General features: G+C 70.2%; 23 protein-coding genes and 1 riboswitch. Of the genes, 5 read left to right on the top strand and 18 right to left on the bottom strand.

Annotated elements, in window-relative coordinates; translation table 11 throughout:
* Nucleotides 1–104: 104 nt before the first annotated feature.
* A complete protein-coding gene (locus tag LZ604_RS11790) occupies nt 105–557 on the bottom strand; it encodes an SRPBCC family protein (protein ID WP_234514952.1) in 453 nt (150 codons plus the stop codon).
* A gap of 170 nt (nt 558–727) precedes the next feature.
* A complete protein-coding gene (locus tag LZ604_RS11785) occupies nt 728–1,525 on the bottom strand; it encodes a metallophosphoesterase family protein (RefSeq protein WP_234514951.1) in 798 nt (265 codons plus the stop codon).
* Nucleotides 1,526–1,832: 307 nt separating this feature from the next.
* Between LZ604_RS11785 and LZ604_RS11780 the strand changes: the two genes are divergently transcribed.
* Nucleotides 1,833–3,629, top strand: a complete 1,797-nt coding sequence (locus tag LZ604_RS11780) for an AMP-dependent synthetase/ligase (protein ID WP_234514950.1) — start codon at nt 1,833–1,835, stop codon at nt 3,627–3,629.
* Nucleotides 3,630–3,646: 17 nt separating this feature from the next.
* Here LZ604_RS11780 and LZ604_RS11775 read toward each other — a convergent pair whose 3' ends face one another.
* Together LZ604_RS11775 and LZ604_RS11770 are read right to left on the bottom strand one after the other, a co-directional pair.
* On the bottom strand, nt 3,647–5,284 hold the full coding sequence (locus LZ604_RS11775) for a GMC oxidoreductase (protein ID WP_372482127.1): 1,638 nt from the start codon (nt 5,282–5,284) through the stop codon (nt 3,647–3,649).
* A gap of 79 nt (nt 5,285–5,363) precedes the next feature.
* A complete protein-coding gene (locus LZ604_RS11770; protein WP_234514949.1) occupies nt 5,364–6,506 on the bottom strand; it encodes a glycosyltransferase family 4 protein in 1,143 nt (380 codons plus the stop codon).
* 142 nt (nt 6,507–6,648) lie between these two features.
* Here LZ604_RS11770 and LZ604_RS11765 point away from each other — a divergent pair, with 142 nt between their 5' ends.
* Nucleotides 6,649–7,881, top strand: a complete 1,233-nt coding sequence (locus LZ604_RS11765) for a glycosyltransferase 87 family protein (protein WP_372482126.1) — start codon at nt 6,649–6,651, stop codon at nt 7,879–7,881.
* Nucleotides 7,882–7,957: 76 nt separating this feature from the next.
* Here the strand turns inward: LZ604_RS11765 and LZ604_RS11760 are convergent, their stop codons facing one another.
* From LZ604_RS11760 to LZ604_RS11740, 5 genes are all read right to left on the bottom strand, one after another.
* Nucleotides 7,958–9,172, bottom strand: a complete 1,215-nt coding sequence (locus LZ604_RS11760; RefSeq protein WP_234514947.1) for a hypothetical protein — start codon at nt 9,170–9,172, stop codon at nt 7,958–7,960.
* Between the two features lie 42 nt (nt 9,173–9,214).
* Nucleotides 9,215–10,282, bottom strand: a complete 1,068-nt coding sequence (locus tag LZ604_RS11755) for a C40 family peptidase (protein ID WP_234514946.1) — start codon at nt 10,280–10,282, stop codon at nt 9,215–9,217.
* A 219-nt stretch (nt 10,283–10,501) separates the two neighbouring features.
* The gene (locus tag LZ604_RS11750) at nt 10,502–11,542 is read right to left on the bottom strand and encodes a C40 family peptidase (protein WP_234514945.1); all 1,041 of its coding nucleotides are present in this window, start codon (nt 11,540–11,542) and stop codon (nt 10,502–10,504) included.
* A gap of 327 nt (nt 11,543–11,869) precedes the next feature.
* The gene (locus LZ604_RS11745; protein ID WP_234514944.1) at nt 11,870–13,219 is read right to left on the bottom strand and encodes an NYN domain-containing protein; all 1,350 of its coding nucleotides are present in this window, start codon (nt 13,217–13,219) and stop codon (nt 11,870–11,872) included.
* Nucleotides 13,220–13,253: 34 nt separating this feature from the next.
* Nucleotides 13,254–13,493: a hypothetical protein gene (locus LZ604_RS11740; RefSeq protein ID WP_234514943.1), complete on the bottom strand. Its 240-nt coding sequence runs from the start codon at nt 13,491–13,493 to the stop codon at nt 13,254–13,256.
* A gap of 158 nt (nt 13,494–13,651) precedes the next feature.
* Here LZ604_RS11740 and LZ604_RS11735 point away from each other — a divergent pair, with 158 nt between their 5' ends.
* Both LZ604_RS11735 and LZ604_RS11730 read left to right on the top strand, forming a co-directional pair.
* Nucleotides 13,652–14,383: a rhomboid family intramembrane serine protease gene (locus tag LZ604_RS11735; protein ID WP_234514942.1), complete on the top strand. Its 732-nt coding sequence runs from the start codon at nt 13,652–13,654 to the stop codon at nt 14,381–14,383.
* Nucleotides 14,380–14,661: an Lrp/AsnC family transcriptional regulator gene (locus tag LZ604_RS11730; protein ID WP_055491895.1), complete on the top strand. Its 282-nt coding sequence runs from the start codon at nt 14,380–14,382 to the stop codon at nt 14,659–14,661. Before LZ604_RS11735 ends, LZ604_RS11730 begins: the two co-directional genes overlap by 4 nt.
* A gap of 75 nt (nt 14,662–14,736) precedes the next feature.
* Here the strand turns inward: LZ604_RS11730 and LZ604_RS11725 are convergent, their stop codons facing one another.
* From LZ604_RS11725 to ctaE, 6 genes are all read right to left on the bottom strand, one after another.
* Nucleotides 14,737–16,098, bottom strand: a complete 1,362-nt coding sequence (locus LZ604_RS11725) for an aminotransferase class V-fold PLP-dependent enzyme (RefSeq protein WP_234514941.1) — start codon at nt 16,096–16,098, stop codon at nt 14,737–14,739.
* Between the two features lie 208 nt (nt 16,099–16,306).
* Nucleotides 16,307–16,423: riboswitch (SAM riboswitch) on the bottom strand.
* A gap of 221 nt (nt 16,424–16,644) precedes the next feature.
* The gene (gene trpD, locus LZ604_RS11720) at nt 16,645–17,709 is read right to left on the bottom strand and encodes an anthranilate phosphoribosyltransferase (protein ID WP_234514940.1); all 1,065 of its coding nucleotides are present in this window, start codon (nt 17,707–17,709) and stop codon (nt 16,645–16,647) included.
* A 134-nt stretch (nt 17,710–17,843) separates the two neighbouring features.
* Complete coding sequence (gene qcrB / locus LZ604_RS11715) at nt 17,844–19,481, bottom strand: cytochrome bc1 complex cytochrome b subunit (protein WP_234514939.1); 1,638 nt, start codon at nt 19,479–19,481, stop codon at nt 17,844–17,846.
* Nucleotides 19,478–20,536, bottom strand: coding sequence for a cytochrome bc1 complex Rieske iron-sulfur subunit (gene qcrA, locus LZ604_RS11710; protein WP_234514938.1), 1,059 nt, complete (start codon nt 20,534–20,536; stop codon nt 19,478–19,480). The genes qcrB and qcrA overlap by 4 nt, the downstream gene beginning before the upstream one ends.
* A complete protein-coding gene (qcrC, locus tag LZ604_RS11705; RefSeq protein ID WP_234514937.1) occupies nt 20,533–21,345 on the bottom strand; it encodes a cytochrome bc1 complex diheme cytochrome c subunit in 813 nt (270 codons plus the stop codon). The genes qcrA and qcrC overlap by 4 nt, the downstream gene beginning before the upstream one ends.
* Nucleotides 21,346–21,458: 113 nt before the next feature.
* Nucleotides 21,459–22,079, bottom strand: coding sequence for an aa3-type cytochrome oxidase subunit III (ctaE, locus tag LZ604_RS11700; RefSeq protein ID WP_055491901.1), 621 nt, complete (start codon nt 22,077–22,079; stop codon nt 21,459–21,461).
* A gap of 178 nt (nt 22,080–22,257) precedes the next feature.
* On the opposite strand from ctaE, the gene LZ604_RS11695 reads away from it, so the two are divergent.
* Nucleotides 22,258–22,659, top strand: a complete 402-nt coding sequence (locus LZ604_RS11695) for a response regulator (protein WP_234514936.1) — start codon at nt 22,258–22,260, stop codon at nt 22,657–22,659.
* Nucleotides 22,660–22,711: 52 nt separating this feature from the next.
* Here LZ604_RS11695 and LZ604_RS11690 read toward each other — a convergent pair whose 3' ends face one another.
* The 3 genes from LZ604_RS11690 to LZ604_RS11680 form a co-directional block, all read right to left on the bottom strand.
* Nucleotides 22,712–23,983, bottom strand: coding sequence for a L,D-transpeptidase (locus LZ604_RS11690; protein ID WP_234514935.1), 1,272 nt, complete (start codon nt 23,981–23,983; stop codon nt 22,712–22,714).
* Between the two features lie 128 nt (nt 23,984–24,111).
* Nucleotides 24,112–24,510 carry a cytochrome c oxidase subunit 4 gene (locus LZ604_RS11685; RefSeq protein WP_234514934.1) on the bottom strand — a complete coding sequence of 133 codons (399 nt, stop codon included), beginning with the start codon at nt 24,508–24,510 and terminating at the stop codon, nt 24,112–24,114.
* The coding region (locus LZ604_RS11680) for a cytochrome c oxidase subunit I (RefSeq protein WP_234514933.1) at nt 24,507–25,271 on the bottom strand (765 nt) is incomplete at its 5' end. The genes LZ604_RS11685 and LZ604_RS11680, both read right to left, overlap by 4 nt.

Raw genomic sequence — 25,271 nt, 5'->3', positions numbered from 1 at the left:
CCGGCGGCGGGGCTGAGCAGGACACCGGCGTGCCCGGAGTCGCCGTGGCGTCCGGGGGCCGCGCCCCCGGACCGCGCTTCGGCCGGCCGGGCCGAGCCGTTCTCCTACTTCTCGTGCTTCTCGCCCGACTCCACCCGCTTCTTCAGCCCGGCCAGGGCCCGGTCGATGATGACCTTCTCCGCCTTGCGCTTGATCATGCCGAGCATCGGGATCTTGACGTCGACCGTCAGCTGGTACGTCACCTCCGTGCCGCCGGAGGCGGCCGGCTTCAGCAGGTAGGAGCCGTCGAGAGAGCGGAGCATCTGGGACTTGACGAGGGTCCAGGAGACCTCGTTCTCGCCCGTCCAGGTGTACGCGAGCGTCTGGTCGTCCTTGATCGCGCCCGCGTCCATGACCAGGCGCACCTGCTCGGCACGGCCGTGTGCGTCCGCCGCGAGGACCTCCGCCTCCTTCACCTCTCCCGTCCAGTCCGGGTAGCGCGCGAAGTCGGCGATCACCCGCATGACGTCGGCCGGAGCCGCCTCGATCGTGATGCTCGAGCTGGTGTGTTCCGCCATCGCCGTGGCTCCTCCAGATGCGGTCCGGTGAGGGAGGGTGGTGCGTCCGTGCGCACGTGCGCACGTGTGTGCAGCGTGAAGGCTACCGCGCACGCGCCGTGCCGCGACCACCCCACCTGCGGTTCGGCCACCGGCCCCTTCGTGCGGGGCGCGGTCCGGGCACCCGCGGGTCACCACTCCAGCGCCCAGGGCCTCCCGCTCCCCGCGAAATGCCCCACGTTCACGCACTCCGTGGCGCCGATCCGCATCCGGCGCACCAGCGGCTGGTGGACATGACCGAAGAGCGAGTAGCGCGGGCGCGTGCGGCGGATGGCCTCCAGCAGGGCCCGGCTGCCGCGCTCGAAGCGGCGCGCCACCGTGTCGTAGACCAGCTCGGGCACCTCCGGCGGGATGTGGGTGCACAGCACGTCCACCTCGCCCACCGCCTCGATCTTCGCCGCGTACTCCTCGTCGCTGATCTCGTACGGGGTCCGCATGGGGGTGCGCAGGCCGCCGCCGACGAAGCCGAACGTCCAGCCGCCGATCTGCACCCGCTCGCCGTCGAGCACGGTGGTGCCGGCACCGGCGTACTCGGACCACAGGGCCGGTATGTCGACATTGCCGTAGGTGGCGTAGGTCGGGGTCGGGAACGCGGCGAACAGCTCGGTGTACTGCTTGCGCACCGCCTTCTCGATCGCCGTGGCACGGTCCTCGCCCACCCCGGCCCACAGCCGGGCGCCGAAGGCGCGTGCCTCCTCGAAGCGGCGGGCGGTGCGCAGCGCCACGATCCGGTCGGCGTTCTCCTTGCCGAACAGGTCCGGGAAGATCCCGCGTGAGTGGTCGGCGTAGTCGAGGAAGAGGACCAGGTCCCCCAGGCAGAGCAGGGCGTCGGCCCCGTCCCCTGCTCTGGCCAGGTCGCGCGCGTTGCCGTGCACGTCGCTGACGACGTGAACGCGCGTCTTGGAGGTGCCGTCCGGTGTGGGTGCCATGACGATCAAGGGTAGGGCTGTGGGACATATGTGAACAGTGGCGGCCGGACCTGTGGTTACTGGCCAGTCAGTAAAGGGGTGGACTACTGTGCGCGAAGGAACGCCAAGACGTGTGACGCAGGGAACATCTCGCCGGGAACCCCTGTCCCGGAGGCCATACCGGCGGGTAACGTCCGGGCAGTCCAGTCGTGCTCAGGGTTTCAACCAACGATTTTCGGTGGGAGGCCTGAGTGCCTGACCGAGCCTTGGACCGCACCGTCGCAGCACACAGAGTCGTGGCGTCGGCGCCCTATGAGGAGCAGCAGTCTTGCGCGAGTTCAGCCTTCCGGCTTTGTACGAGGTCCCTGCGGACGGCAATCTGACCGACATCGTCCGCAGAAACGCCGCGCAGCATCCCGACGTCGCCGTCATCGCCCGCAAGGTGGGCGGCACCTGGCAGGACGTCACCGCCACCACCTTCCTCGCCGAGGTGCGGAGCGCGGCCAAGGGACTCATCGCCTCCGGCGTGCAGCCGGGCGACCGGGTGGGTCTCCTGTCCCGCACCCGCTACGAGTGGACCCTGCTGGACTTCGCGATCTGGAGCGCCGGGGCGGTCACCGTGCCGGTGTACGAGACCAGCTCGCCGGAGCAGGTGGAGTGGGTCCTCGGCGATTCGGGCGCGACCGCCTGCATCGTGGAGCTGGACGCGCACGCCGCGGCCGTCGAGTCGGTGCGCGACCGGCTGCCCGCGCTGAAGCACGTCTGGCAGATCGAGGCCGGAGGCGTGGAGGAGCTGGGCCGGGCCGGCAAGGACGTCAGCGACGCCACGGTCGAGGAGCGCAGCTCGCTCGCCAAGGCCGACGACCCGGCGACGATCGTCTACACCAGTGGGACCACGGGACGCCCCAAGGGCTGTGTGCTCACGCACCGCAACTTCTTCGCCGAGTGCGGCAACATCGTCGAGCGGCTGCGCCCGCTGTTCCGCACGGGCGAGTGCTCCGTCCTGCTCTTCCTGCCGCTCGCGCATGTCCTGGGTCGTCTGGTGCAGATCGCGCCCATGATGGCGCCCATCAAGCTGGGCTGCGTCCCGGACATCAAGAACCTCACCGAGGAACTCGCCGCGTTCCGGCCGACGTTGATCCTCGGTGTGCCGCGCGTCTTCGAGAAGGTCTACAACTCGGCGCGGGCCAAGGCTCAGGCGGACGGCAAGGGGAAGATCTTCGACAAGGCGGTGGACGCGGCGATCGCGTACAGCCGCGCCCTGGACACCCCGTCCGGCCCGTCGCTCGGTCTGAAGATCAAGCACAAGGTGTTCGACAAGCTCGTCTACGGCAAGCTGCGCACGGTGCTGGGCGGTCGTGGCGAGTACGCCATCTCCGGCGGCGCCCCGCTCGGCGAGCGCCTCGGCCACTTCTTCCGCGGCCTCGGCTTCACGGTCCTGGAGGGCTACGGACTGACCGAGACCGCCGCGGCCACTGCGTTCAACCCCTGGGACCGGCAGAAGATCGGTACGGTCGGTCAGCCGCTGCCAGGTTCCGTGGTGCGGATCGCGGACGACGGCGAGGTGCTGATCCACGGCGAGCACGTCTTCCGGGAGTACTGGAACAACGAGGCCGCGACCGCGGAGGCGCTGGCCGACGGCTGGTTCCACACCGGTGACATCGGCACCCTCGACGAGGACGGCTATCTGATGATCACCGGCCGCAAGAAGGAGATCATCGTCACCGCGGGGGGCAAGAACGTCGCCCCGGCCGTGATCGAGGACCGCATCCGGGCGCACGCGCTGGTCGCGGAGTGCATGGTGGTCGGTGACGGGCGGCCCTTCGTGGGCGCGCTGATCACCCTCGACGAGGAGTTCCTGAGCCGCTGGGCCGCCGAGCACGGCAAGCCGGCGGGTTCCACCGCGGCGTCGCTGCGCGACGACCCGGATCTGATCGCGGCGATCCAGGAAGCGGTCGACGACGGCAACGCCGCGGTGTCGAAGGCGGAATCGGTGCGGAAGTTCCGCATTCTCTCCTCCCAGTTCGACGAGGAGTCGGGCCACCTCACGCCGTCCCTGAAGCTCCGGCGCAGTGTGGTGGCGAAGGACTACGCGGAGGAGATCGAGGCCATCTACCGGAAGTAGCGGGCCCGGATCTCAGCTCATGACGCGGTGTCCTCTGCGAGGACCCGCGTCATGGTGCGTTCCGCGAGCGCGGTGATGGTGAGGAACGGGTTGACGCCGAGGGAGCCCGGCACGAGGGAGCCGTCGGTGACGTACAGCTTCGAGTAGCCCTTGACCCGGCCGTAGTCGTCGGTCGCCCGGCCGAGGACGCAGCCGCCGAGCGGGTGGTACGTGAAGTCGTCGGCGAAGGCCTTGGCGGTCGTGCCGAAGAGGTCGTACCGGTAGATGGTCGCGTTGGCGGCGTTGATCCGGTCGAACAGTTTCTTCGCCATGCTCACGGAGACGGCGCTCTGGGCGGCGGTCCAGCCGAGCTTCGCCGAGTCGGCGGCCGCGTCGTAGGAGAACGACGCGCGCTCCGGGTTCTTGGTGATCGCAAGGTAGAGGCTGACCCAGTGCTCCAGCCCCATGGGCAGGGGGGCTATCTCGGCGAAGACGGGGTTGTCGGTGTTGGCCCAGTCGTCGATACCCATGACGGGGATGGTCGACTCGTTGGCGCCCACCGTGTCCCAGAGGTGGTTGGCGCGGCCGAGCATCACATTGCCGTTGGTGCCCCAGCCGGTGCCGACACTCGCGTCGAGCGCCGGCAGGGCGCCCGTCTCGCGGGCGCGCAGCAGCAGTTCGGTGGTGCCGAGGCTGCCGGCACCGAGGAACAGGTAGGTGCACCCGTACTGTTTGGTCTCGACGACCGTGCCGCTGACGTCGATCCGGTCGGCGGTCAGCAGATAGGTGCCGTCGGCGGCCCGGCGGATCTCCCTGACCTTCTCCAGTGTGTTGATGGTGACGTTGCCGGTGCCGAGCGCGGCGGCCAGATAGGTCTTGTCGAGGCTGCGCTTGCCGTGGTTGTTGCCGTAGATGACCTCGCCGGCCAGCGCGGATCTGGTCGCCGTGCCTGCCGCCTCGCGCCGCATGTAGTCGAAGTCGTAGACGTTGGGCACGAAGGCGGTCTTCAGACCGGCGTTGGCGGCGGCCTTCCGGGAGGTACGGGCGAACCGGTACCACTCCGTCGACTCGAACCAGGCTGGGTCGACCGTGTTGACGCCGAGCATGGAGCGGGCGCGCGGGAAGTACGTGGCGTACATCTCGCCGGCGTCGACGGTGGGGAACTGCTCGCTGAAGTAGGACGGCAGGGGGGTCGGGGCCATGCCTCCGTTGACCAGGGAGCCGCCGCCGACGCCCCGGCCCACGTAGACGGACATGTGGTCGAAGTGCACGCGGTCCAGGACGCCGGGATAGCGGCCGATGTCCCTGTTGACGACGTCCAGCCACAGGAAGGTGGCCAGGGGTGCCTCGGTGCGCGTGCGGAACCACATCGCTCGCTGGTCCGGGGCGCTGGTGGAGCAGAACACCTTGCCGTCGGGGCCGGAGGTGTTCCACAGGCGGCCCATCTCCAGGACGAGGGTGCGGATGCCCGCCTGGCCGAGGCGCAGGGCGGCCACGGCGCCGCCGTAGCCGGAGCCGACGACGATCGCGGGCGCGGATTCGGCCGAGTCGGGCTCGGCCGCTTCGGCGGACTGCAGGCCGATACGGGTGAATCCCATGGCCGCCGCTGTCTGGAGGGCGACCATCCCGAGAATGTGACGTCTGGTCAGGTGACGATGCGTCAGTTTTTCTGTCATGGCCGCAGCATCGGCGGATTTTCGCCTTCCGCCTAGTGGCTCCGCCGGTTTCGGGGCGCCGTCCCCCGGCAGGACCGCCCTACAGCAGGTCCCTGAGCCTCTCCGCGAGCAGATCCCAGCGCCACTTCTCCTCGACCCACTGCCTGCCCCGCTCCCCCATGCGGCGGCGCAGCTCCGGGTCGCCCAGGAGGGTGATGATCCGGTCCGCGGCCTCCTCGGGGGAGCCACCCCGCACCACCCAGCCGGTCTCGCCGTCGAGCACCGCGTCCGGGGCGCCGCCAGAGTCACCGGCGACCACCGGGAGGCCCGTCGCGGACGCCTCCAGGTACACGATGCCGAGGCCCTCGACGTCCAGGCCGCCCCGGCGGGTGCGGCACGGCATCGCGAAGACGTCGCCCGCACCGTAGTGGGCGGCCAGCTCCGACCACGGGACGGCGCCGGTGAAGTGGACGGCGCCCGAGACCCCGGTCTCATGGGCGAGTCTGCGCAGATCCTTCTCGTAGGGCCCGCCGCCGACGATCAGCAGGACCGCGTCCGGCTCCCCGGCCAGGATCCGCGGCATCGCCCGGATCAGCGTGTCCTGGCCCTTGCGCCGGACCAGCCGGGACACACAGACCACCACCGGACGGTCCGTGAGTCCCAGCCGGGCGCGGACCTCATCACCGCCCGAGTCCGGGTGGAACGTCTTCTCGTCGACCCCCGGGGGCAGTTGCACCATGCGCCCGGCCGCCTGCGGGGTCAGCGCGGAGGCGATCCGCGAGCGGGTGTACTCGCCGAGATAGGTGAGGGTGTCCGTCGACTCGCCGATCCTGCGCAACAGGTGGCGCGACGCGGGGAGTTGGGCCCAGCCCGCCTCGTGGCCGTGGGTGGTGGCCACCAGTCGCTCCGCCCCGGCCCGGCGCAGCGCCGGCGCCATCAGGCCGAGCGGTGCCGCCGCCCCGAACCACACCGACGTACAGCCGTGCTCCCGCAGCAGCCCCACGGCCCGCCGGGTCGCGCCCGGCGTCGGCAGCAGCATCGTCGTCCGGTCCCGTACGACGGGGAAGGGCTGCTCGGCGTCGAAGGCGGCGGTCGCCCGGGCCCCTTCGCGGCCGCGCTTCCAGGTGGAGGCGTAGACGACCAGGCGGTCGGGGTCCAGGCGCAGGGCCATGTTGTGCAGGAACGCCTGGATGCCGCCGGGGCGGGGCGGGAAGTCGTTGGTCACGATCAGGGTCTTGTGCATCGTCGTCGACAGTACCGAACCCGGCGTGAGACCGTACTCACAGCTCCCCACGGCCGCGCTTCTTGGCCCTCGCACAGTCCGGCGGGGAATCATGGCCCCGCAGGCGGCAACGACGCGCGACGCGCCGGAACTAGGGGCTCAAGTGGATATGACGGGCACACGGAGGTTCCCGCTCTGGCTGTTCACCGTGTGGATCCTGACCAGAGCCCTCCTGCTGCTCTTCGTCTTCCGGGTGTTCGTCTTCCCCGGCCCCGACGTCACCACCGACGTCTCGGTGATCTACCACGGGTGGTACGAGACCCTGAGCGCCGGGACGTTCCCACACGACGACGTCACCTGGCAGTACCCGCCCGCCGCCGCGCTCGCGATCCTCTCCCCCGCGCTGCTGCCCTTTCTGGACTACGCGCAGGCCTTCTACGTCCTCGCGCTCCTCGCCGATCTGGCGGTCCTCTGTCTGCTCCGGTACGCGGGAGGCCGCCCCGGCAGGACGGTGCGCGGTGCCTGGCTGTGGACGGCCGGCGTGGCCCTGCTCGGGCCCACCGTCTACGCCCGCTACGACGTGATGGTGACCGCGGTCGCGGTGGCCGCGCTGCTGGCGGGGGCGGGCCGGCCGCGGCTGATGGGGGCGCTCACGGCCTTCGGCGCCCTGCTGAAGGTGTGGCCGGTGCTGCTGCTGGCGGGGGCCGCAAGCCGCCGTGCCTGGTACTCGGCCGCGGCGACGGCCGGCGGTCTGGCGCTGCTGTTCGGCCTGACGGCGCCCGGCTCCTTCGCCTTCCTGACCGCCCAGCGCGACCGCGGCACCGAGGTGGAGTCGATGGGCTCGCTGGTCTTCCACGTCGCCCGGCACTTCGGCTGGAAGGGCCAGGTGCTGCTCAACTACGGTTCGGTGGAATTCCTCGGCCCGTACGTCGACTGGGTCAGCACGGTGGCCCTGGCCCTGACCGTGACCGCCTTCGGCTGGTTGCTGCTGTGGCGGGTGCGCGTCCGCCGTCTGCCGCCGCACGCGCTCGCGGACGCGGCCTTCGTGGCGGTGCTGCTGTTCACGGTCACCAGCCGGGTGATCAGCCCCCAGTACCTGGTGTGGCTGGTGGGGCTCGCGGCCGTGTGCCTGTGCCGGCGCGGCAGCCGGATGACGCTGCCCGCCGGACTCGTGCTGGCCGCCTGCCTCGCGACCGTGCTGGAGTTCCCCGTCTGCTTCGCGAACGTCGTCGCCAGCGACCGGCTGGGCATCGCCCTCCTGCTCGCCCGCAACGGACTGCTGCTGCTCGCCACGGTGACCGCCGCCCGGCAGCTGTGGCGCGACACGGTCTCCGGACCGCCGCCGACCCTGCCGCCCCGGACCGCCCGCGCCGAGGAGAGCCTCGCGCCCTCCTGACGGCCGGGAGCGCAGCCCGGCCGTGACTGCCGCCGTGCCGGGCGTCGCGGACCCGGGCTGATCCGAACGAAACCCCCTAGCCCAGTCGCGTCCGCAGGTACGCCCGCCACTCCTCGGTGAACTTCTCCGGTGTCGTCCCGAGCACCCGTCCAAGGGCGGCATCGACCGCTCCGGCACGCTGACGGTGGTCGCCCACCGCCCGGTAGAAGGCGTTCAGCCGGGCCTCTCCCCAGCGGTCGGCGATCATCCGGCAGGCCATCCAGCCGCCCTCGTAGGCCCGCGCCAGTGTGTCCGCGTCCCCGGAGAACGCGAAGTCCGCGTCCTTCGGCAGCGTGGCCGGGACATGTCCCAGGGCGATCCGGCGGCCCAGCTCGGGGGCCGCCTCCCGGGCGGTGCGGCCGCTGCCGCGGTAGCCGGCATAGTCGGCGTACCCCTCGGACAGCCACAGGGGCGTGGCCGCGGTGGTGTGGGCGCGGGTGGCGACATGGGCGGTCTCGTGCCGGAGCACGATCTGCTTGCCCAGGTCACCGAGTTCCCTGTACGCGTCCGGGTTGACGATGATCCGGTCCGCAGGCGTCTTCCCCGTGCCCCCGGCCTCCCCGGTGGTGACCGCGGCGATCCCCCGGTACCCGGACGCCGAGGCGCCGAGCAGCCCCGCCATCCCCTGGACGGACCGAGGCACCAGCACCACGACGTGGCCGGCCCAGTCCGTTCCCCATGCCCCGGTGACGGCGGGCACGGACCGGTCGGCGAGGTCCGCATAGGTCCGCAGGACGGCCCGCGGCTGCCCCACCCCGAGGACGAGGCTGTGCGCTCCGCGGACGGTCCCGACGGCGCCCTGCTCCCACAACTGCTCGGGGGCTCTCTTCGCGGGCTCGTCGGCGCTGACGTACCAGCGGCCCCCGGTGCGGACCAGCCGCAGCACCCGCGCGGCGGTGACCGGAGCCCGGTCGTATCCCTTGATGCGGTAGCGCAGTTCGGCGTCGGCGCTCGCCCGGTCGCCGGTGCGGTGCAGGGCCGTGACGCGGTAGGACCAGGCGGCGAGCGGCACGGCACGGAGGTTGTCGAACTCGCCGGCGGCCGGCCGGCCCGCGGCGCCGGCGGACTGCGCCTCGGTCGCGAGGAACGCGGTCCGGTTCCCGTCGAGGACGGCGGCCGCCCGCCGGTCGAGGACCTGCTGCACGGCGGCGGTCCCGGTGTCCGGCCCGGGCCGCCCGCCGCAGCCGACGAGCCCGGTGAGCAGCAGCGCACAGCAGGCCACGACCCCCGATGCACGCCCACGACCAGCCACCGTCCGATCGTACGCGCCGGTCACCTGGTACCGGCCCCGTGGTCAGGGCCTGGTGACCGAGGAGATCGGCATCATTCCGACCGGGTCGTAGCGAACCGCGGCTCCCGGGTGGGGCGCATGGATGACCTGGCCGTCCCCGACGTACATGGCCACATGGCTCGCGTCGGAGCGGTAGACGACCAGGTCGCCGGGGCGCGCCTGGGAGAGCGGCACCTGGTGGCCGGCGTACCGCTGCTCCTGGGAGGTGCGCGGCAGTCCGACGCCCGCCTGCGCGTACGCCCACTGCATGAGGCCCGAACAGTCGAAGCCGCCGGGGCCGCTGGCGCCCCACACATACGGACGGCCGAGCGCGGAGCGGGCCGCGGCGACCGCGGCCGAGGCGCGCATGTCCGGCGCGGCGGCGCCGGTGAGGTCGGGCACGTCGCCGGAGCGGGATGCCCTGTCGTAGGCGGCGCGGGCGGCGAGAGGCAGGGAGTCGAGCAGTCGTCTCGCCGTGGCGAGTTTCCGCTCGACGGTCCTCTTGTGCCGTGCGACGGCCGCGCGGTTCCTCTCCAGCTCGGCCAGCTCACCGGTGGCGTCCGCGCGCTCCCGGGCCAGCTCGCGCAGGGCGCTCTGGAGTTCCCTCAGCTGCCCGGCCTGGCGGAAGCCGATCCGGTCGAGGGCGGCCGCCCGCTCCAGGTACTCGCCCGGGTCGTCGGACAGCAGCAGCCCGAGCTGGGAGGCGAGGCCGCCGGAGCGGTACTGGGCCCCGGCGAGCGAACCGAGCGTGTCCCGCAGGGAGTTGACGCGGTCCTGCTGCCGGGCGATCCGGTCCTGGTCCTGACCGAGCTGCCGGCGCAGCGAACCGGTGTCCTCGGTCGCCTTGTTGTACGCCTCGGTGGCCCGCTCGGCCTCCTGGTACAGCCGGTCCACCGTGGCCCGGGGGTCGCGGGGCGGCGCGGCGTCCGCCGGTGTGGCACCGAACGCCGTGGCGGCTGCCGCGGCGTACAGCACTGCGGCTGCCTTCTTCAGAGCCTGGTTCGCCTCCGGCGCGCCCCTTCGGCTCACCGGGCGCACGGCGCCATGGCCCCGGCCGAGGCCGGTTGGTGCAAGGCGGCGATGGGACCCCACGACCGGTCGCACTCCCTTCCGCTGACGAGCCCCGCCGCACGGCGGGGGGAAACGCGGCAGACAGTAGCCGGGTGATCACGCCCGGTCCAAAGCATGGGACGGGCGCACAACGCGGCGCCCCGCCGCTGACGCAGGTCATCGGCGGGGCGCGGGGTCAGCGGGCGTCGCTGGAATTCGCCCGTTCGGGCGGAGTGATGCCCGGGTCGGCGGGGGACCCGGTCAGACTCGGACGCCGAACATGAAGGGTCCGCCGATCGTGCTCATCGACTCGTAGCGGACGACGGTGCCGGTGCGCGGGGCATGCAGGATCTGGCCGTTGCCGGCGTAGAGGCCCACGTGGTGGATGTCGTTGAAGAAGAAGACCAGGTCGCCGACCTTGAGGTCGTTCACCGAGTAGATCCGGGTGCCTATGTTGGCCTGCTCCTGCGAGGTGCGCGGTATGGAGACGCCGGCCTGCGCGTACGACCAGGAGGTCAGGCCCGAGCAGTCGAAGGAGGACGGACCCGTGGCGCCGTAGACATAGGGCGAGCCGAGTCTGGACTGGGCGGCGGAGAACGCCGCGGCCGCCCTGCTGGAGGCGGAGCCGGTGTCGCCGTCGAGGACGCTGCGCTCGCTGGCCCGGCTGGCCCTGCTCTGCTCGGCGGCCAGTGCCGCCTTCTCCTGCGCGGTCAGGGAGTTGAGCAGCTTCTGCGCCGCCGCGAGCTTCCCCTGGACTTCCTGCTTCTTCTTGCCGAGCTCGGTCCGGGTGGCGGCGAGGTCCTTGAGCTTGTCGGAGGCCTCCTGGCGCTCCTGGGCCAGCTCGCGCTGCTTCTCCTGGATCTTCTTCAGCGCCTCGACCTGCTGGCTGCTCAGCTGGTCCAGCGTGGACGCCTTGTCGAGGTAGTCGTCCGGGTTCGAGGAGAGGAACAGCTGCAGGGAGGGGTCGATGCTGCCGGTGCGGTACTGGGCGCTGGCCATGGTGCCGATGCCCTCGCGCAGCTGGTTGAGCTCGTCCTGACCCCGGGCGACCTTGTCCTGCAGGGTGGAGATCTGCTTCTCCAGCTTGTCCTGCTTCTCCTTGGCGCCGTTGTAGGTCTCGGTGGCCTTCTCCGCCTCTTCGTAGAGCTTGTCGACCTTGGACTTGACCTCGTCCTTGCTCGGCTTCTCGCTGGGCGCGGCGTTGGCGGCCTGCGCGCTGAAGGCCACGGCAGCGGCGGCGGCGGTGGTGAGCACGGTCACACGGGTGCGGCTCGGCTGCTTGGGTCGACGGTGGGACGCCACGGGGGCGAGCTCCTTCTTCCTCCAGCCGCCTACCGACACGCCGGCGGGCGGTGCCCTCCGCCGTCACTCACCCCTTGTGAGTGATCACCCGTGCGGAGGTTCGAGGCCAGACCCTAGTGACCTCGCTGTGATCAGTTCAAATCCTGAGCGGGAAAATTCCCGTGACGCAATGCATTTTTTGCGCAGAACTCACATGGGGTGATGTGGTCTTGACGCTACGTTGCGTCAGCCCGACCCAATTCGGGCATGCCCGGCGGACGTTGCAGTTGGTGCGTAGGCGACTCATGGGGCGTCCGGCGCAACGGGCCAGCCGGGTACGGAAGTCCGTTATGCCCTGGAAAGCCGTTTGAGCAGGACCACCGACGCGACGGGGCGGGCGCCCGCCCGGGCGACCCCGTCGGCCACCTCCCGGTCGGTGGAGACCACGATGACCGGCCGGCCAGGCGGCTCCGCGCGCACCAGCTGACGGATCAACTCGTCGGCGGTGACGCCAGGTTTGGAGAACAGCACCCGCACTCCGCGCGGCGGCGCGAGCAGCACGGGGGCGGCCAGTTCGGCCCCGTCGAAGACACAGGTGACCTCCGCACCGGTCTGCGCGGCGAGCTGCGAGAGCTGCCCGAGGAGCCTGAGCCGCTGCTTCTCCAGCGGCATCTGCGGATAGCCGGTCTTGGTGACGTTGTAACCGTCCACCACCAGATGCGCCTGCGGCAGCGCCAGCAACTGGTCGAGGATGGCGGGATCGTTCTCGGACAGCGCCCGGGCGGCGATGTCCTTCGGAGTCATCCGTCCCGGTTCGACCGCGTCCACGGTCTCCGCGGGCCGCACCGAGACCGGTGGCAGCGCCAGCTCCCGCCGCAGGCCCTGGGCCGCGTCCAGCACGGTGTCGAGCAGCAGCCGCAGCCGCATGTCCTCGACGCTGCGCCCCTCGCGCGCCGCCCGGCGGGTGGCCTCGAGGGTGGCCTCCGCCTCACCGAGGCGCGCCTTGAGCCGCCGGGTCTCGCTCTCGGCGGCGGACACCTGCGCCTGCCCCTCGGCACGCACGGCCTCCACCTCGCCCTGGAGCTTGCGCAGGGCGGCCTCGCCGCGCTTGACGTCACTGAGCGCGGCACGCAGCTTTCGGTGAAGCGATTCGGCGTCCTTGCGGGCGGACTCCAGCTCGCCACGGAGCCGTTCCGTCTCGGTGCGGGTCTGTTCGCGGGCGGCCGCCAGCTCCTCGCGCAGCCGCTCCAGCTCGGCCCGGCTCTCCTCGTCGGCGCGCTCGGCGTCCGCCCGCTGGGCCTCCTCGCCCGCGGCGGTCACCAGCTTCACCCAGCCCGCCGGTCGCAGAACATAGGCCGCGGCCGCCACGTCGAGCGGGTCCGCGGCCGGAGGCGGCGAGCCGGAGTCGAGGGCGCCGGTGAGTTCCGGCTGGGCCTCTCTGAGCTTCTCCGCGATCCGCTGCCGGAACAGCGCGTCGGTCTCCAGGGCCGCCGCCATGGCGTTGCCGGCGAACTTGGCCCGGCGGTTCGGGGCGAACCGGGCGTACTGCCGCAGCTGTGGGGGCAGTTCGGCCAGGGTCAGCCCGCCGAAGCCGTCAGAGACGATCTGCACGACCCGGCGGCGCACTCCGTCGGGCAGAGGACGGTCGAGCACCTCAGCGGTGCCGTCGACCGGCTCCCCGCCCGAAGTCTCCACCATCCGTCACCCCAATGCCTGTGCGGGGCCGCCTCCGTCAGGAGCCGGCGCCCGGCCTGTCCACGAGTTCCACTTGGTCCAGAGCGTTGCACCAACGGCAGCGCACCGACTCGATGGTCTCACTGACCACCTCGCGCTCCTCGACCTTCGGCTGCCCGGCCAGATCGAGGTGCACATACTCGACGACCTTCGACGAGCGGGTCACGTCGAACCGGGTCAGGTTGCCGCAGAGCATGCAGCGCCAGCGGGTCGTCTCGGTCGGCAGGGGAACCGTCATCGTCGCTGTCTTCCCTCTTCTTCCAGTCTCCGTGATGCGCCAGTTTCCCTGGAGCGTGTGGGTCGTAACCCTACGGCCTGGCAGGGAGTCGCCGCCCGCCCGTATCCCACGGCGAGGCACTCTGTGCTGATCGGTCCGGTTACGCCATGCTCTGTCCCATGATCAGCACCTGGAGCAGGACGGCCGGCAGGGCGCTGCGAGGACAGTCGGCGCCGATGACGTACGGACTGATCACCCTGTGCTGTCTGATCTTCGCGCTGGGACCGGCCTCGGGCCTGAATCCGGCGTACGGCAGGGGGGACGAGCTGCTCGCCGCCCAGCGCGCCTATTTCGCCCGATGGGGCGTGGTGCCCACGGACCTGTTCAGCGGGGCGCCGCGGGCCGCCCTGACGCCTGCGACCGCACTGTTCGTGCACGGCAGCTGGGTGCATCTGCTCGGCAACATGCTGTTCCTCTATGTCTTCGGGGCGATGACCGAGGAGCGGATGGGCCATCTGGAGTTCGCCCTGTTCTACGGGGGCTGCGGCTTTCTCGCGCTGCTCGGGTACGCGGCGGCCAACGCCGACTCCGCACAGACGCTGGTCGGGGCCTCCGGCGCGATCTCCGCGGTGCTCGGCGCGTTCCTGTTCCTTTTCCCCGGAGCCAGGGTGACCAGTCTCTTCCCGTTCCTCTTCTTCCTGCCGCTGCGCTTTCCCGCCTGGGTGGTGCTGCCCTTCTGGGTGACGCTCCAGTGGATCGCGGCGGGCCGCGCCGGCCAGGGCCCGGGCGTCGCCTACCTGGCCCACCTGGTGGGCTTCGCGCTGGGCTTTCTCTATGCATGGGTGCGCTACGGCAGTACGAGTAGGGTGAAACCTCCAGCCCAGGCCCCCGAGGGAGAACGCCAGCCGTGATCACCGCGATCGTGCTCATCAAGACCAGCGTGGACCGGATCCCCGAGATCGCGGAGTCGATCGCCGCGCTGGACTCCGTCAGCGAGGTCTTCTCCGTCACCGGGACCTACGACCTCATCGCCATGGTCCGGGTGAAGGCCCACGACGATCTGGCGGACGTCATCCCCGGCCGCATCAGCAAGATCCCCGGAGTCCTGGCCACGGACACGCATGTCGCCTTCCGCACGTACTCCCAGCACGATCTGGAGGCGGCGTTCGCGATCGGGCTCGACAACTAGCCGGGGGCGTGGCGCCCCCGGCACGGCGCACGCCCCGTCACCGTGGGCGGTAGCGGACGGTGACGGGACCCACGGTCAGACCGCCGGAACGCACCGCCCGTCCTGGGTGCGGTACTTCCAGCGCGCACCGTCCCGGACCAGTTCCCCGACCGCCCGGACGAAACGCTCCACGTGCTCGTCGGGCGTGCCCGCGCCGAAGCTGACACGGATGGCGTTCAGGGACCTCTCGCCGGGAGCGGCCTCGGGGGCCCCGCACTCGCCCTGGGTGCCCGGGTCGCCGCCCAGCAGGGTGCGCACCAGCGGGTGGGCGCAGAAGAGGCCGTCCCGGACGCCGATGCCGTACTCGGCGGAGAGCGCGGCGGCGAAATGGGAGCTGTTCCAGCCCTCGACGACGAACGACAGGACGCCGACCCGGGGTGCGTCGTCACCGAAGAGGGAGAGCACCTTGACCTCCGGAATCCTGGCGAGCCCCGCCCTGACCTCGCGGACGAGGTGCTGCTCACGGGCGACGAGCGCCTCGAAGCCCGCTTCCGTGAGGGCCTTGCACGCGGAGGCGATGGAGTAGGCGCCGATCACGTTGGGCGAACCGGCCTCGTGCCGGGCGGCGGTCTCGTGCCACTCGACGTCCACTCCCCCGTCCGTGCGCCGGGTGACCTTGCGGCTGGCGCCGCCGCCCGCGAGGTACGGCTCGGCCTGGCGCAGCCAGTCGGAGCGGCCCGCCAGCACGCCCGAGCCGAAGGGGGCGTACAGCTTGTGGCCGGAGAAGGCGACCCAGTCGACGTCGAGGTCCCTGACCGACACGGGGTGGTGCGGGGCCAGCTGGGCGGCGTCCAGGACGATACGGGCCCCGTGGGCGTGGGCGGCCGCCGCCAGCTCCCGTACGGGCCACAGCTCGCCGGTGACGTTGGAGGCTCCGGTGACACAGACGAGGGCCGGGCCGTGGGGATCGCGGTCCGCGAGCGCGCGCTCCAGGGTCGCGACGGCCTGCTGCGGGGTGCGCGGGGCGTCGAGGAAGGTGACCCGGGCCTCCCGCCAGGGCAGCAGCGAGGCGTGGTGTTCGGTCTCGAAGACGAAGACCTGGCAGTCGGCCGGCAGGGTGGCGGCGAGAAGGTTGAGCGAGTCGGTGGTGGACCGGGTGAAGACCACCTGGTCGCCCTCGCGGCAGTCGAGGAACTCGGCGACGGTCCGGCGCGCGTTCTCGAAGAGGTCGGTGGACAGCTGCGACAGGTACCCGGCACCGCGGTGGACGCTGCCGTAGTACGGCGCGTACGCCGCCACGTCGTCCCAGACCCGCTGCAGCGCCGGGGCGCTGGCCGCGTAGTCGAGCGCGGCGTAGGTCACCTCGCCGCCCGTGACGAGCGGGACGCTGACATCCCGGCCCAGAACGGGCAGCGGGGCACAAACGGACTGATCGGCGGCAACGGTGGAGACAGACATGGGTGCACTCCCGTGAAGGCGTATGGGATCACCGCACCGGAGGGCACGCACAACGGCGCGCGGCTGTGTCGACGGCGCGGGAAGGGAAAAGGGGGAGAAGGGGATGCGGAGGCGGGGCTCTGCGGCCCTAGCGCATTCGCTTGCTCACGGAAGGCTCCCTCGAACGACCAGGACCCCTGGTCCCACGCTCATCCATCAGCGTGCGAGGGGTCCGCGCTTGCCGTAGACCTCGCTGCCCACGGCCCGGTCTTCACCCGGGGCACCCCGCCACGGACGGAGGGTTGCCGGACAGCCGGCCGGGGCCGAGTGGCTGTCGCTCATGACCTGCGCAGGACGCTACGGGAGGTGATCGCCCGGCCGCAACTCCGTCCGGATGCCGGGACAGGGGCCTGCGTCCGCGCCGGGACGGAAGCCACGACGAAGACGAAGACGGGGGGCGGCATAGGAGACGGGGGCGGCGCAGGAGAGGGGGGCGGCGCAGGAGACGGAGAGCGGCGCAGGAGACGGGCGCCCGGCAGTGCCGGGCTCCCCTCCGCGATGCGGCGCCTAGCGGTTGCTCGCGGCCACCCAGCGTTCCAGGGTCCCCTTCGCGGCCCCGGAGTCGATCGACTGTGCCGCCCTCTCCATTCCGGCGCGCAGCTGCTCGGCCAGCGGTGCTCCCGTCGGCTCCAGGGCCACCAGGGCGGCCGCCGAGTTCAGCAGCACCGCGTCCCGGACGGGCCCCGTCTCACCGTCCAGCAGCCGCCGAGCGACCTCCGCGTTGTACGACGCGTCGGCGCCCCGCAGGGCCTCCACCGGCACCAGCTCGAGGCCGACGTCCCGGGGGTCGAAGGCCTGCTCGGTGACCTTGCCGTCGCGGACCACCCACACCCGCGAGGTCGAGGTCGTCGTCAGCTCGTCCAGTCCGTCGTCGCCCCGGAAGACCAGGGAGGAGTTCCCGCGTTCGGCGAGCACTCCCGCCACGATCGGGGCCATCCGCGGGTCCGCGACACCCACCGCCTGCGCCCTCACCCGTGCCGGGTTGGTCAGCGGACCGAGGACATTGAACGTCGTACGGATCCCGAGCTGTCCGCGCGCGGCGGCCACATGCCGCAGCGCCGGGTGGAACTTCACCGCGAAGCAGAAGGTGATCCCGGCCTCCTCGGCCACCTCGGCCACCCGCTGCACCGTCAGCTCGAGATTGACGCCGAGCTTCTCCAGCACGTCCGAGGCGCCGGACGCGGAGGACGCGGCCCGGTTGCCGTGCTTGACGACCTTGGCGCCCGCGCCGGCCACCACGATCGACGACATCGTGGAGATGTTCACCGTCTTCGCGCCGTCACCGCCCGTACCGACGATGTCGACGGTCGGCCCGGGCACCTCGATGACGTTGGCGTGCTCGTACATGGTCCGGACCAGTCCGGTGATCTCCTCCACCGTCTCGCCCTTGGCACGCAGCGCCACCGCGAACCCGGCGATCTGCGCGTCCGTGGCCTCACCGCGCATGATGCGGTCCATCGCCCAGGCCGTGTCGTCCGCGCTCTGGTCACGGCCGTCCAGCAGCCCGTTCAGCACCTGGGGCCAGGAACGGGCCGCCGCGGTGTCGCCTCCTGCGGGGGTCACAGCGCTCATAAGCCGCTCCTGGGTCGGTGTCCCGGACGGGACGCACATCTCGAACAGGTCCACCCTATCCAGCCCGGGGCACGGCAAAGGGCCCCGTCCGCGGAGGACGGGGCCCTTCGACCGTGGCGTGGCGCGCGCAGCGATCAGTGGTGGCCGTGGCCGCTCGTGATCTCCTTGTACTCCTCGACCGTGGGCTTGGGGATCTGGTTGTCCTCGCCGTAGTAGGCGTTGCTCAGCTTGGCACGCAGCTTCTCCGAGCCCTTGATCTTCCGCTCGACGCCGTTCTCGTCGACCGTCGGGCCGATCTCGGCCGGCTTGTACTGCTCGTGCGCCGTGAGCGTGTGCAGCTGCTCCTGGCTGAGCGGCTCGTGGACCTCGATGAACTCACCGTGCGGCAGCCGCTTGATGATGCCCGACTCACGGCCGTGCAGCACCTTGTCGCGGTCGCGGCGCTGGAGGCCGAGGCAGATCCGCTTGGTGGCGATGAACACGAGCACCGGCACCACGAAGAAGGCGATGCGGACGAACCAGGTGATCGCGTTGATCGACAGGTGGAAGTGCGTGGCCCAGATGTCGTTTCCGCCACCGACCAGCAGCACGAAGTACCAGGCGATCCAGGCGGCACCGAAGGCCGTACGCGTCGGCGCGTTGCGCGGACGGTCCAGGATGTGGTGCTCGCGCTTGTCGCCGGTGACCCAGGACTCGATGAACGGGTAGACCGCGATGGCGACCAGGACCAGCGGGAAGATCACCAGCGGGACGAACACGCCCAGGACGAGCGTGTGGCCCCAGACGTTGATCTCCCAGCCCGGCATCGTACGGATCAGGCCCTCGGAGAAGCCCATGTACCAGTCGGGCTGGGCACCGGTGGACACCTGGTCCGGACGGTAGGGACCCATGGCCCAGATCGGGTTGATCTGGGCGACCGCCGCGATGGCCGCGATGGCACCGAAGACCAGGAAGAAGAAGCCTCCGGCCTTGGCCATGTAGACCGGCAGCAGCGGCATGCCGACGACGTTGTTGTTCGTCTTTCCGGGACCCGCGAACTGCGTGTGCTTGTGGTAGAAGACCAGGATCAGGTGGCCGACCACCAGGCCGAGCATGATGCCCGGCAGCAGCAGGATGTGGATCGAGTAGAACCGGGCCACGAAGTCGCCGCCCGGGAACTCTCCGCCGAACAGGAAGAACGACAGGTACGTGCCGACGATCGGCACGGACAGGATCGCGCCCTCCATGAAGCGGACGCCGGTGCCCGAGAGCAGGTCGTCCGGGAGCGAGTAGCCGGTGAAGCCGGTGAACATGCCCAGGACGAACAGCAGGAAGCCGAACAGCCAGTTGATCTCACGCGGCTTGCGGAACGCGCCCGTGAAGAAGACGCGCATCATGTGCACGAACATGCCGGCGAGGAAGACCAGCGCCGCCCAGTGGTGGATCTGCCGGATCAGCAGACCGCCCCGGACGTCGAAGCTGATGTGCACCGTCGAGTTGAACGCCTCGCTCATCAGCTGGCCCTGCAGCGGCACGTACGAGCCGTGGTACACCACCTCGTTCATCGAGGGGTGGAAGAACAGCGTCAGGTACACACCCGTGAGGATGATGATGATGAAGCTGTAGAGGCAGACCTCACCCAACATGAACGACCAGTGGTCGGGGAAGATCTTGCGCATGTTGGACTTGGCCAGGGAGTAGATCCCCAGGCGGCCGTCGGCCCAGTCGGCGATGCGCTCGCCGGCCGGTGCCCTTCCGCGCGAAGCGGACTCGTTGCTCGTTGTAGTGCTCATCCGCGCTCCCAGAAAGCAGGACCGACGGGCTCTTCGAAGTCGCCGAGCGCCTCGAGGTAGCCGTCCGCGTTGACGCCGATGCGCAGCTGCGGCAGGGCGTGACCGGCCGGGCCGAAGATGACCCGGGCACCGTCGGAGAGGTCGAAGGTGGACTGGTGGCACGGGCAGAGGACGTGGTGCGTCTGCTGCTCGTACAGGGAGATCGGGCAACCGACGTGGGTGCAGATCTTCGAGTAGGCCACGATGCCCTCGTGGGACCACTCGAGTTCCTTCTTGTCCTTGATGTTCTCCGGCTGCAGCCGGACGAGCATCAGGGCCGCCTTGGCGATCTGCTTCTGGAAGTCCTCGTTGGTCTCCTCCAGGCCCTCGGGCTTGGCGAAGGTCAGCGAACCGGTCGCGATGTCCGAGGGACGCATCGGCTGGTTCGTGTTCATGTTGACGAGGAGCTTGCCCTTGCTCCACATCGTGTGGCGCAGCTTGGTGCCGGGCAGCGTACCGAGGTCGCGCAGCAGGAACAGGCCGGAGAGCGGCACCAGGGCCAGCGCGCCCAGCATGGTGTTCCGGATCAGCGGGCGACGGCCGATCTGCGACTCCTTGGCACCGTCCTGGAAGTCGGCGAGAACCTTCGCCTTGACCTCCGGCGGAGCCTCGATCGGGTGGCGCTCGTCGGCGACCTCCACGTCGGACATCAGGGTGCGGGCCCAGTGGACCGCACCCGCGCCGATCGTGAACAGCGCCACGCCCAGCGTCAGGCCCAGCGCGAAGTTCATCGCGCTGAGGTGCCCGATCGGGAAGACGTAGATCGACCTGTCGTTCGGGATCGTCACGTACGCGGCGATGAAGCCGATGGTGGCGATCATCGACACGGTGAACAGCATGGCGACCATGCGCTCGGAGCGCTTGGCGGCCCGCTCGTCGATGTCCTGGATCCGGTGCTCGTGGGGCGGCAGGCCCGGGTCGGCGAACGGGTTCTTCTCGTCCGCGACGGCTACGGCACCGTGCTCGGCGTCCTGCTCAGCGGGCAGGTTCTCTTCGGGAATGTCGTGGCTACTCATGACTTCTTGGCCTTTGCGGTCCGAGCGGCGACCCAGACGGCGACAGCGATCAGCACGCCGAGTCCGAAGATCCAGCCGAACAGGCCCTCGGAAACCGGACCGAGACCGCCCAGGTCGAGGCCGCCGGGGTTCTCGGTCTGGTCACCGTTGACCGCCTTGAGGTACGCGATGATGTCCTTCTTGTTCTGCTGCGACAGCGTGGTGTCGGGGAAGGACGGCATGTTCTGCGGGCCCGTCTGCATGGCCTCGTAGATGTGCTTGGGCTCGACACCCTCGAGGCTCGGCGCGAACTTGCCGTGCGTCAGGGCGCCGCCCTGGCCGGTGAAGTTGTGGCACTGCGCGCAGTTGGCGCGGAAGAGCTCGCCGCCCTTGGCGATGTCGGCGCCCTCGGGGCTGTAGTCGTTCTTCGTCGGCACGTCCGGGCCGGCGCCGAGCGAAGAGATGTACGCCGCGAGCTGGTCGATCTGCGCCTGCGTGTAGATGTTCCTCTTCTTCGGCACCTGGGCGCCCTGGGAGGTGGCGGCCGGCATACGGCCGGTGCCGACCTGGAAGTCCACGGCCGCGGCGCCGACGCCCACCAGGCTCGGGCCGTCGGAGGTGCCCTGACCGCCGGTGCCGTGGCAGCTGGCGCAGCCCACCTGGTAGAGCTTCTTGCCCTCCTCGATGGCGAGGGACTGGGAGGTTTCATCGGCCTGCGCCTTGCTCGCGGGCGCGAACGCGGCATACAGCCCCCCGGTGGCCGCCAGCGCGAGGAGTAGGACGACGACAGCCGCCAGCGGATGGCGTCGTCGTGCGGAGAGCTTTTTCACGGATTACCCCGGTGTCAGGATCTTCTGCGTCGATGCTTCTGGAAATGGATCGGATCGTCGCGGGCGATCGGTTCACCCCGTTCGGGTGACCTTCCGCCGCGGCCGACGGCCGACTACCTGATCATGTAGATCGTGGCGAAGAGGCCGATCCAGACGACGTCGACGAAGTGCCAGTAGTAGGACACGACGATGGCGGCGGTCGCCTGCTCGTGGGTGAACCTCCGCGCCGCGTAGGTGCGTCCGAGCACCAGCAGGAAGGCGATGAGACCACCGGTCACATGCAGGCCGTGGAAGCCGGTGGTCAGGTAGAACACCGAACCGTACGGGTCCGAGGACAGCGAGAGGCCGTCCTTCTTGACCAGCTCGGTGTACTCGAAGATCTGCCCGCCGACGAAGATCGCACCCATGATGAAGGTGACGATGAACCAGCCCCGGAGCTTCTTCACGTCCCCTCGCTCGGCGGCGAACACGCCGAGCTGACAGGTCAGGGAGGAGAGCACCAGGATCGTGGTGTTGGTCGCCGAGAACGGGAAGTTGAGATGGCTCGCCATCTCCTTCCAGTGCGTCGGCCCGGTCACCGATCGCAGGGTGAAGTACATCGCGAAGAGGGCCGCGAAGAACATCAGCTCGGAACTCAGCCAGATGATGGTTCCGACGCTGGTGAGGTTCGGCCGGTTGACCGACGGGTGCGCGTGCCCGGTTTCTACTGTCGTTGCTGTCGCCACGACCGACATTATGTCGGGCGCTTATCCCGCCCTCACCCCGGGGGGTGCCGTTCGGAGTGTCCGTACCGTCTGTAGTGCCCGTATGGCCCATCGAAGCCGTGTGCGGACCGCTGTTGACCCGGTGTTCAAGGGAGTAGCATCCGCCCCAACGGTCCATTCCGTACGACGCTGACGTCCCGGAGGAAGCATGCAGCCGACCGCCACGGTGCTGGTCTACAGCGACGACTCCCGCACCCGCGAGCAGGTGCGGCTCGCGACCGGGCGCAGGCCCGCTCCGGACGTTCCCGAGGTCCGGTTCGTGGAGTGCGCGACGCCCGATGCGGTCGTCAGGGAGCTGGACAAGGGCGGCATCGACGTGTGCGTGCTGGACGGCGAGGCCGTGCCGATGGGCGGTATGGGCGTCTGCCGGCAGATCAAGGACGAGATCTTCCACTGCCCTCCGGTGCTCCTGCTGATCGCGCGGCCCCAGGATGCGTGGCTGGCGACGTGGAGCCGGGCCGATGCGGCCGTGGCGCTGCCGGTGGAGCCGGTGGAGTTCGCCTCCGCGCTGGCATCGCTGTTGCGGCGGCGGGCTCTGGCGAGCACCTGACGGCTTCCGGGGCGCCGGCCCGCGCCCCTTGCCGGGGCACGGGCGTCCCTCCTCACACCGCCTGCGGGCGCAGTCTCGCTCTGTCGACCGGGCTCGGGCCCGGTTTGTCCGGAGTCAGGGCGCTGCCCTTCTGCCATGCGCCCCAGCCGAGGTTCCAGTCGCCGAAGCCGTTGCCGAAGGGGTCCATCTGCCTGCCCCGGGAGTTGACGACCTGGACGATGTCGCCGAGCCGCACGGTGTTGAAGAACCAACGGGCGTTGCCCGTGGTCATCCCGGTGCAGCCGTGGCTGACGTTGCGGTACCCCTGGTCACCGACGGACCAGGGCGCCGCGTGCACGTACTCGCCGCTCCAGGTCACCCGGGCCGCCCAGTAGACCATCAGATCGAAGGAGTCGTTGGAACTCCTGGAGATGCCGATGGTCGTTCCGCGCATGCGTACGGCGGACTGCTTGGCCAGGACGACCTTGACCCCGTTGCGGGTGTCGTAACCGGGCCTGCCGGTGGTGACGGGGATCCGTCGGAGCACCTCGTCGTTCTTGTAGACCGTCATATGGTGCGCGGCGGCGTCCGTGACGGCGACGAGGCGGTCTCCCATGGTGAGCCGTACGGGTTTGCTGTCGGCGCCCCACAGGCGGTCTGAGACCTTCACACCGACGAGGTTGCTGTGCACCGTGACGGTGGTGTGTGCGGGCCAGTACTCCTTGGGGCGGTAGTGCAGCATCTTGTCGTCCACCCAGTACCAGGAGCCCTCGACCCGGGGTACCGATTCCACTTTCAGGGAGCGCTCGACGATGGCCCGGGACGCCTTGTCCTTGACGGGCTCGCTGAGTTCGGCGGTGATGGGCTGGCCGACGCCGTAGGTGCCGGTCTCGGGGCCGATACCGACCTTCAGGGGCTTCTTCTTGGGGGTGGCGGTGTCGAACTCGAGGACCTTGCGGCCGGGCAGGCCGTCCTCGTCCTCGGTGCTCACCCGCACCGTGTAGTGGGTGCCGGCGGCCAGCGGTGAGGTGCTGTGCCAGCGGCTGCCGTCGGCGGTGAGTTCACCGGCCACGTAGCGTCCTCGGGTGTCCATGGCCGTGACGTCCGTGATGCGCCCGTCCGAGTCCGGGGCGGTGATCTCCAGGGGTTTGTCGGGATCGGCCTTCTTGGCGTTGTCGTCAGGGGCGTTGTACGAGATCTGGTCCGCCGCGTCGAACGGATGCACCGCGAGCGGGTCGCCGTCGATGCCGCAGGCGACGGGGCCCGCGGCGAGGGATATCAGCAGCAGGGTGCAGCCGACGACGGTGCGGCGTCGTGGCCCCCGGAAGAACACTGAGTGGCTCATGACCTCACGCTATGAATCCCGCTCGGCCGCGGCGCGCCGAGTGATCCGTGCGGGGGACGTGAGGAGTGGCAAAAGAGGGAGCCCGGACACTTCGGAGAGTGTCCGGGCTCCCGTGCGCTCGGCGCGTGTTACTGGGTGCGGTTCTCGCCGCGGTAGTACTCGAAGACCCAGCCCCACAGGCCCACCAGGATCAGCGGGGCGGAGAAGTACATCAGCCACCAGCCGATCGCGATGGACAGGAAGGCGAGCGCGCCACCGACACCGAGGGCGAGCGGCTGCCAGCTGTGCGGGCTGAAGAAGCCGAGCTCACCGGCGTCGTCCGCGACGTCGGCCTCCTTGTTGTCCTGGGCGCCCGCGTCGACCCGCCGGGCCGTGAAGGCCAGGTAGTAGCCGATCATCACGCTCAGACCGAAGGCCAGGAAGAGCGCGGTGGTACCGGCCGGTTCCTTCGACCACAGGCCGTAGACGATGGCCATGATCAGCAGGAAGATGGCCAGCCAGAGGAACATCTTGCCCTGGATTTTCACTTGCCGGCCTCCTTGCCACCAGCGACGGCCTTGCTGCCGGCACCCGCGTGCTCGAGCTGCTCGAGCGCGGTGATCTCCGGGTGGTGCAGGTCGAAGGCGGGGGATTCGGAGCGGATCCGCGGCAGCGTGAGGAAGTTGTGCCGCGGCGGCGGGCAGGACGTCGCCCACTCGAGCGAACGGCCGTAGCCCCACGGGTCGTCCACGCCGACCGGCTTGCCGTACTTCGCCGTCTTCCACACGTTGTAGAGGAACGGCAGTATCGACAGGCCGAGCAGGAACGAGCAGATCGTCGAGATCGTGTTCAGGGCGGTGAAGCCGTCAGCGGCGAGGTAGTCCGCGTAGCGGCGCGGCATGCCCTCGGCACCCAGCCAGTGCTGCACCAGGAACGTGCCGTGGAAGCCGATGAACAGCGTCCAGAAGGTGATCTTGCCGAGGCGCTCGTCCAGCATCTTGCCCGTCATCTTCGGCCACCAGAAGTGGAAGCCGGCGAACATGGCGAAGACGACCGTACCGAAGACCACGTAGTGGAAGTGCGCCACCACGAAGTACGAGTCCGAGATGTGGAAGTCCATCGGCGGCGAGGCCAGGATGACACCGGTCAGACCGCCGAAGGTGAAGGTGATCAGGAAGCCCGTCGCCCAGAGCATCGGAGTCTCGAAGGACAGCGAGCCCTTCCACATCGTTCCGATCCAGTTGAAGAACTTCACGCCGGTCGGTACGGCGATGAGGAACGTCATGAAGGAGAAGAACGGCAGCAGCAC

Origin of the sequence: Streptomyces glomeratus (genome assembly GCF_021462825.1) — a bacterium.
Lineage (GTDB): Bacteria > Actinomycetota > Actinomycetes > Streptomycetales > Streptomycetaceae > Streptomyces > Streptomyces glomeratus.
The sequence above is the reverse complement of the archived record's forward strand: the minus strand, read 5'-3'. Positions and strand labels throughout refer to the sequence as shown.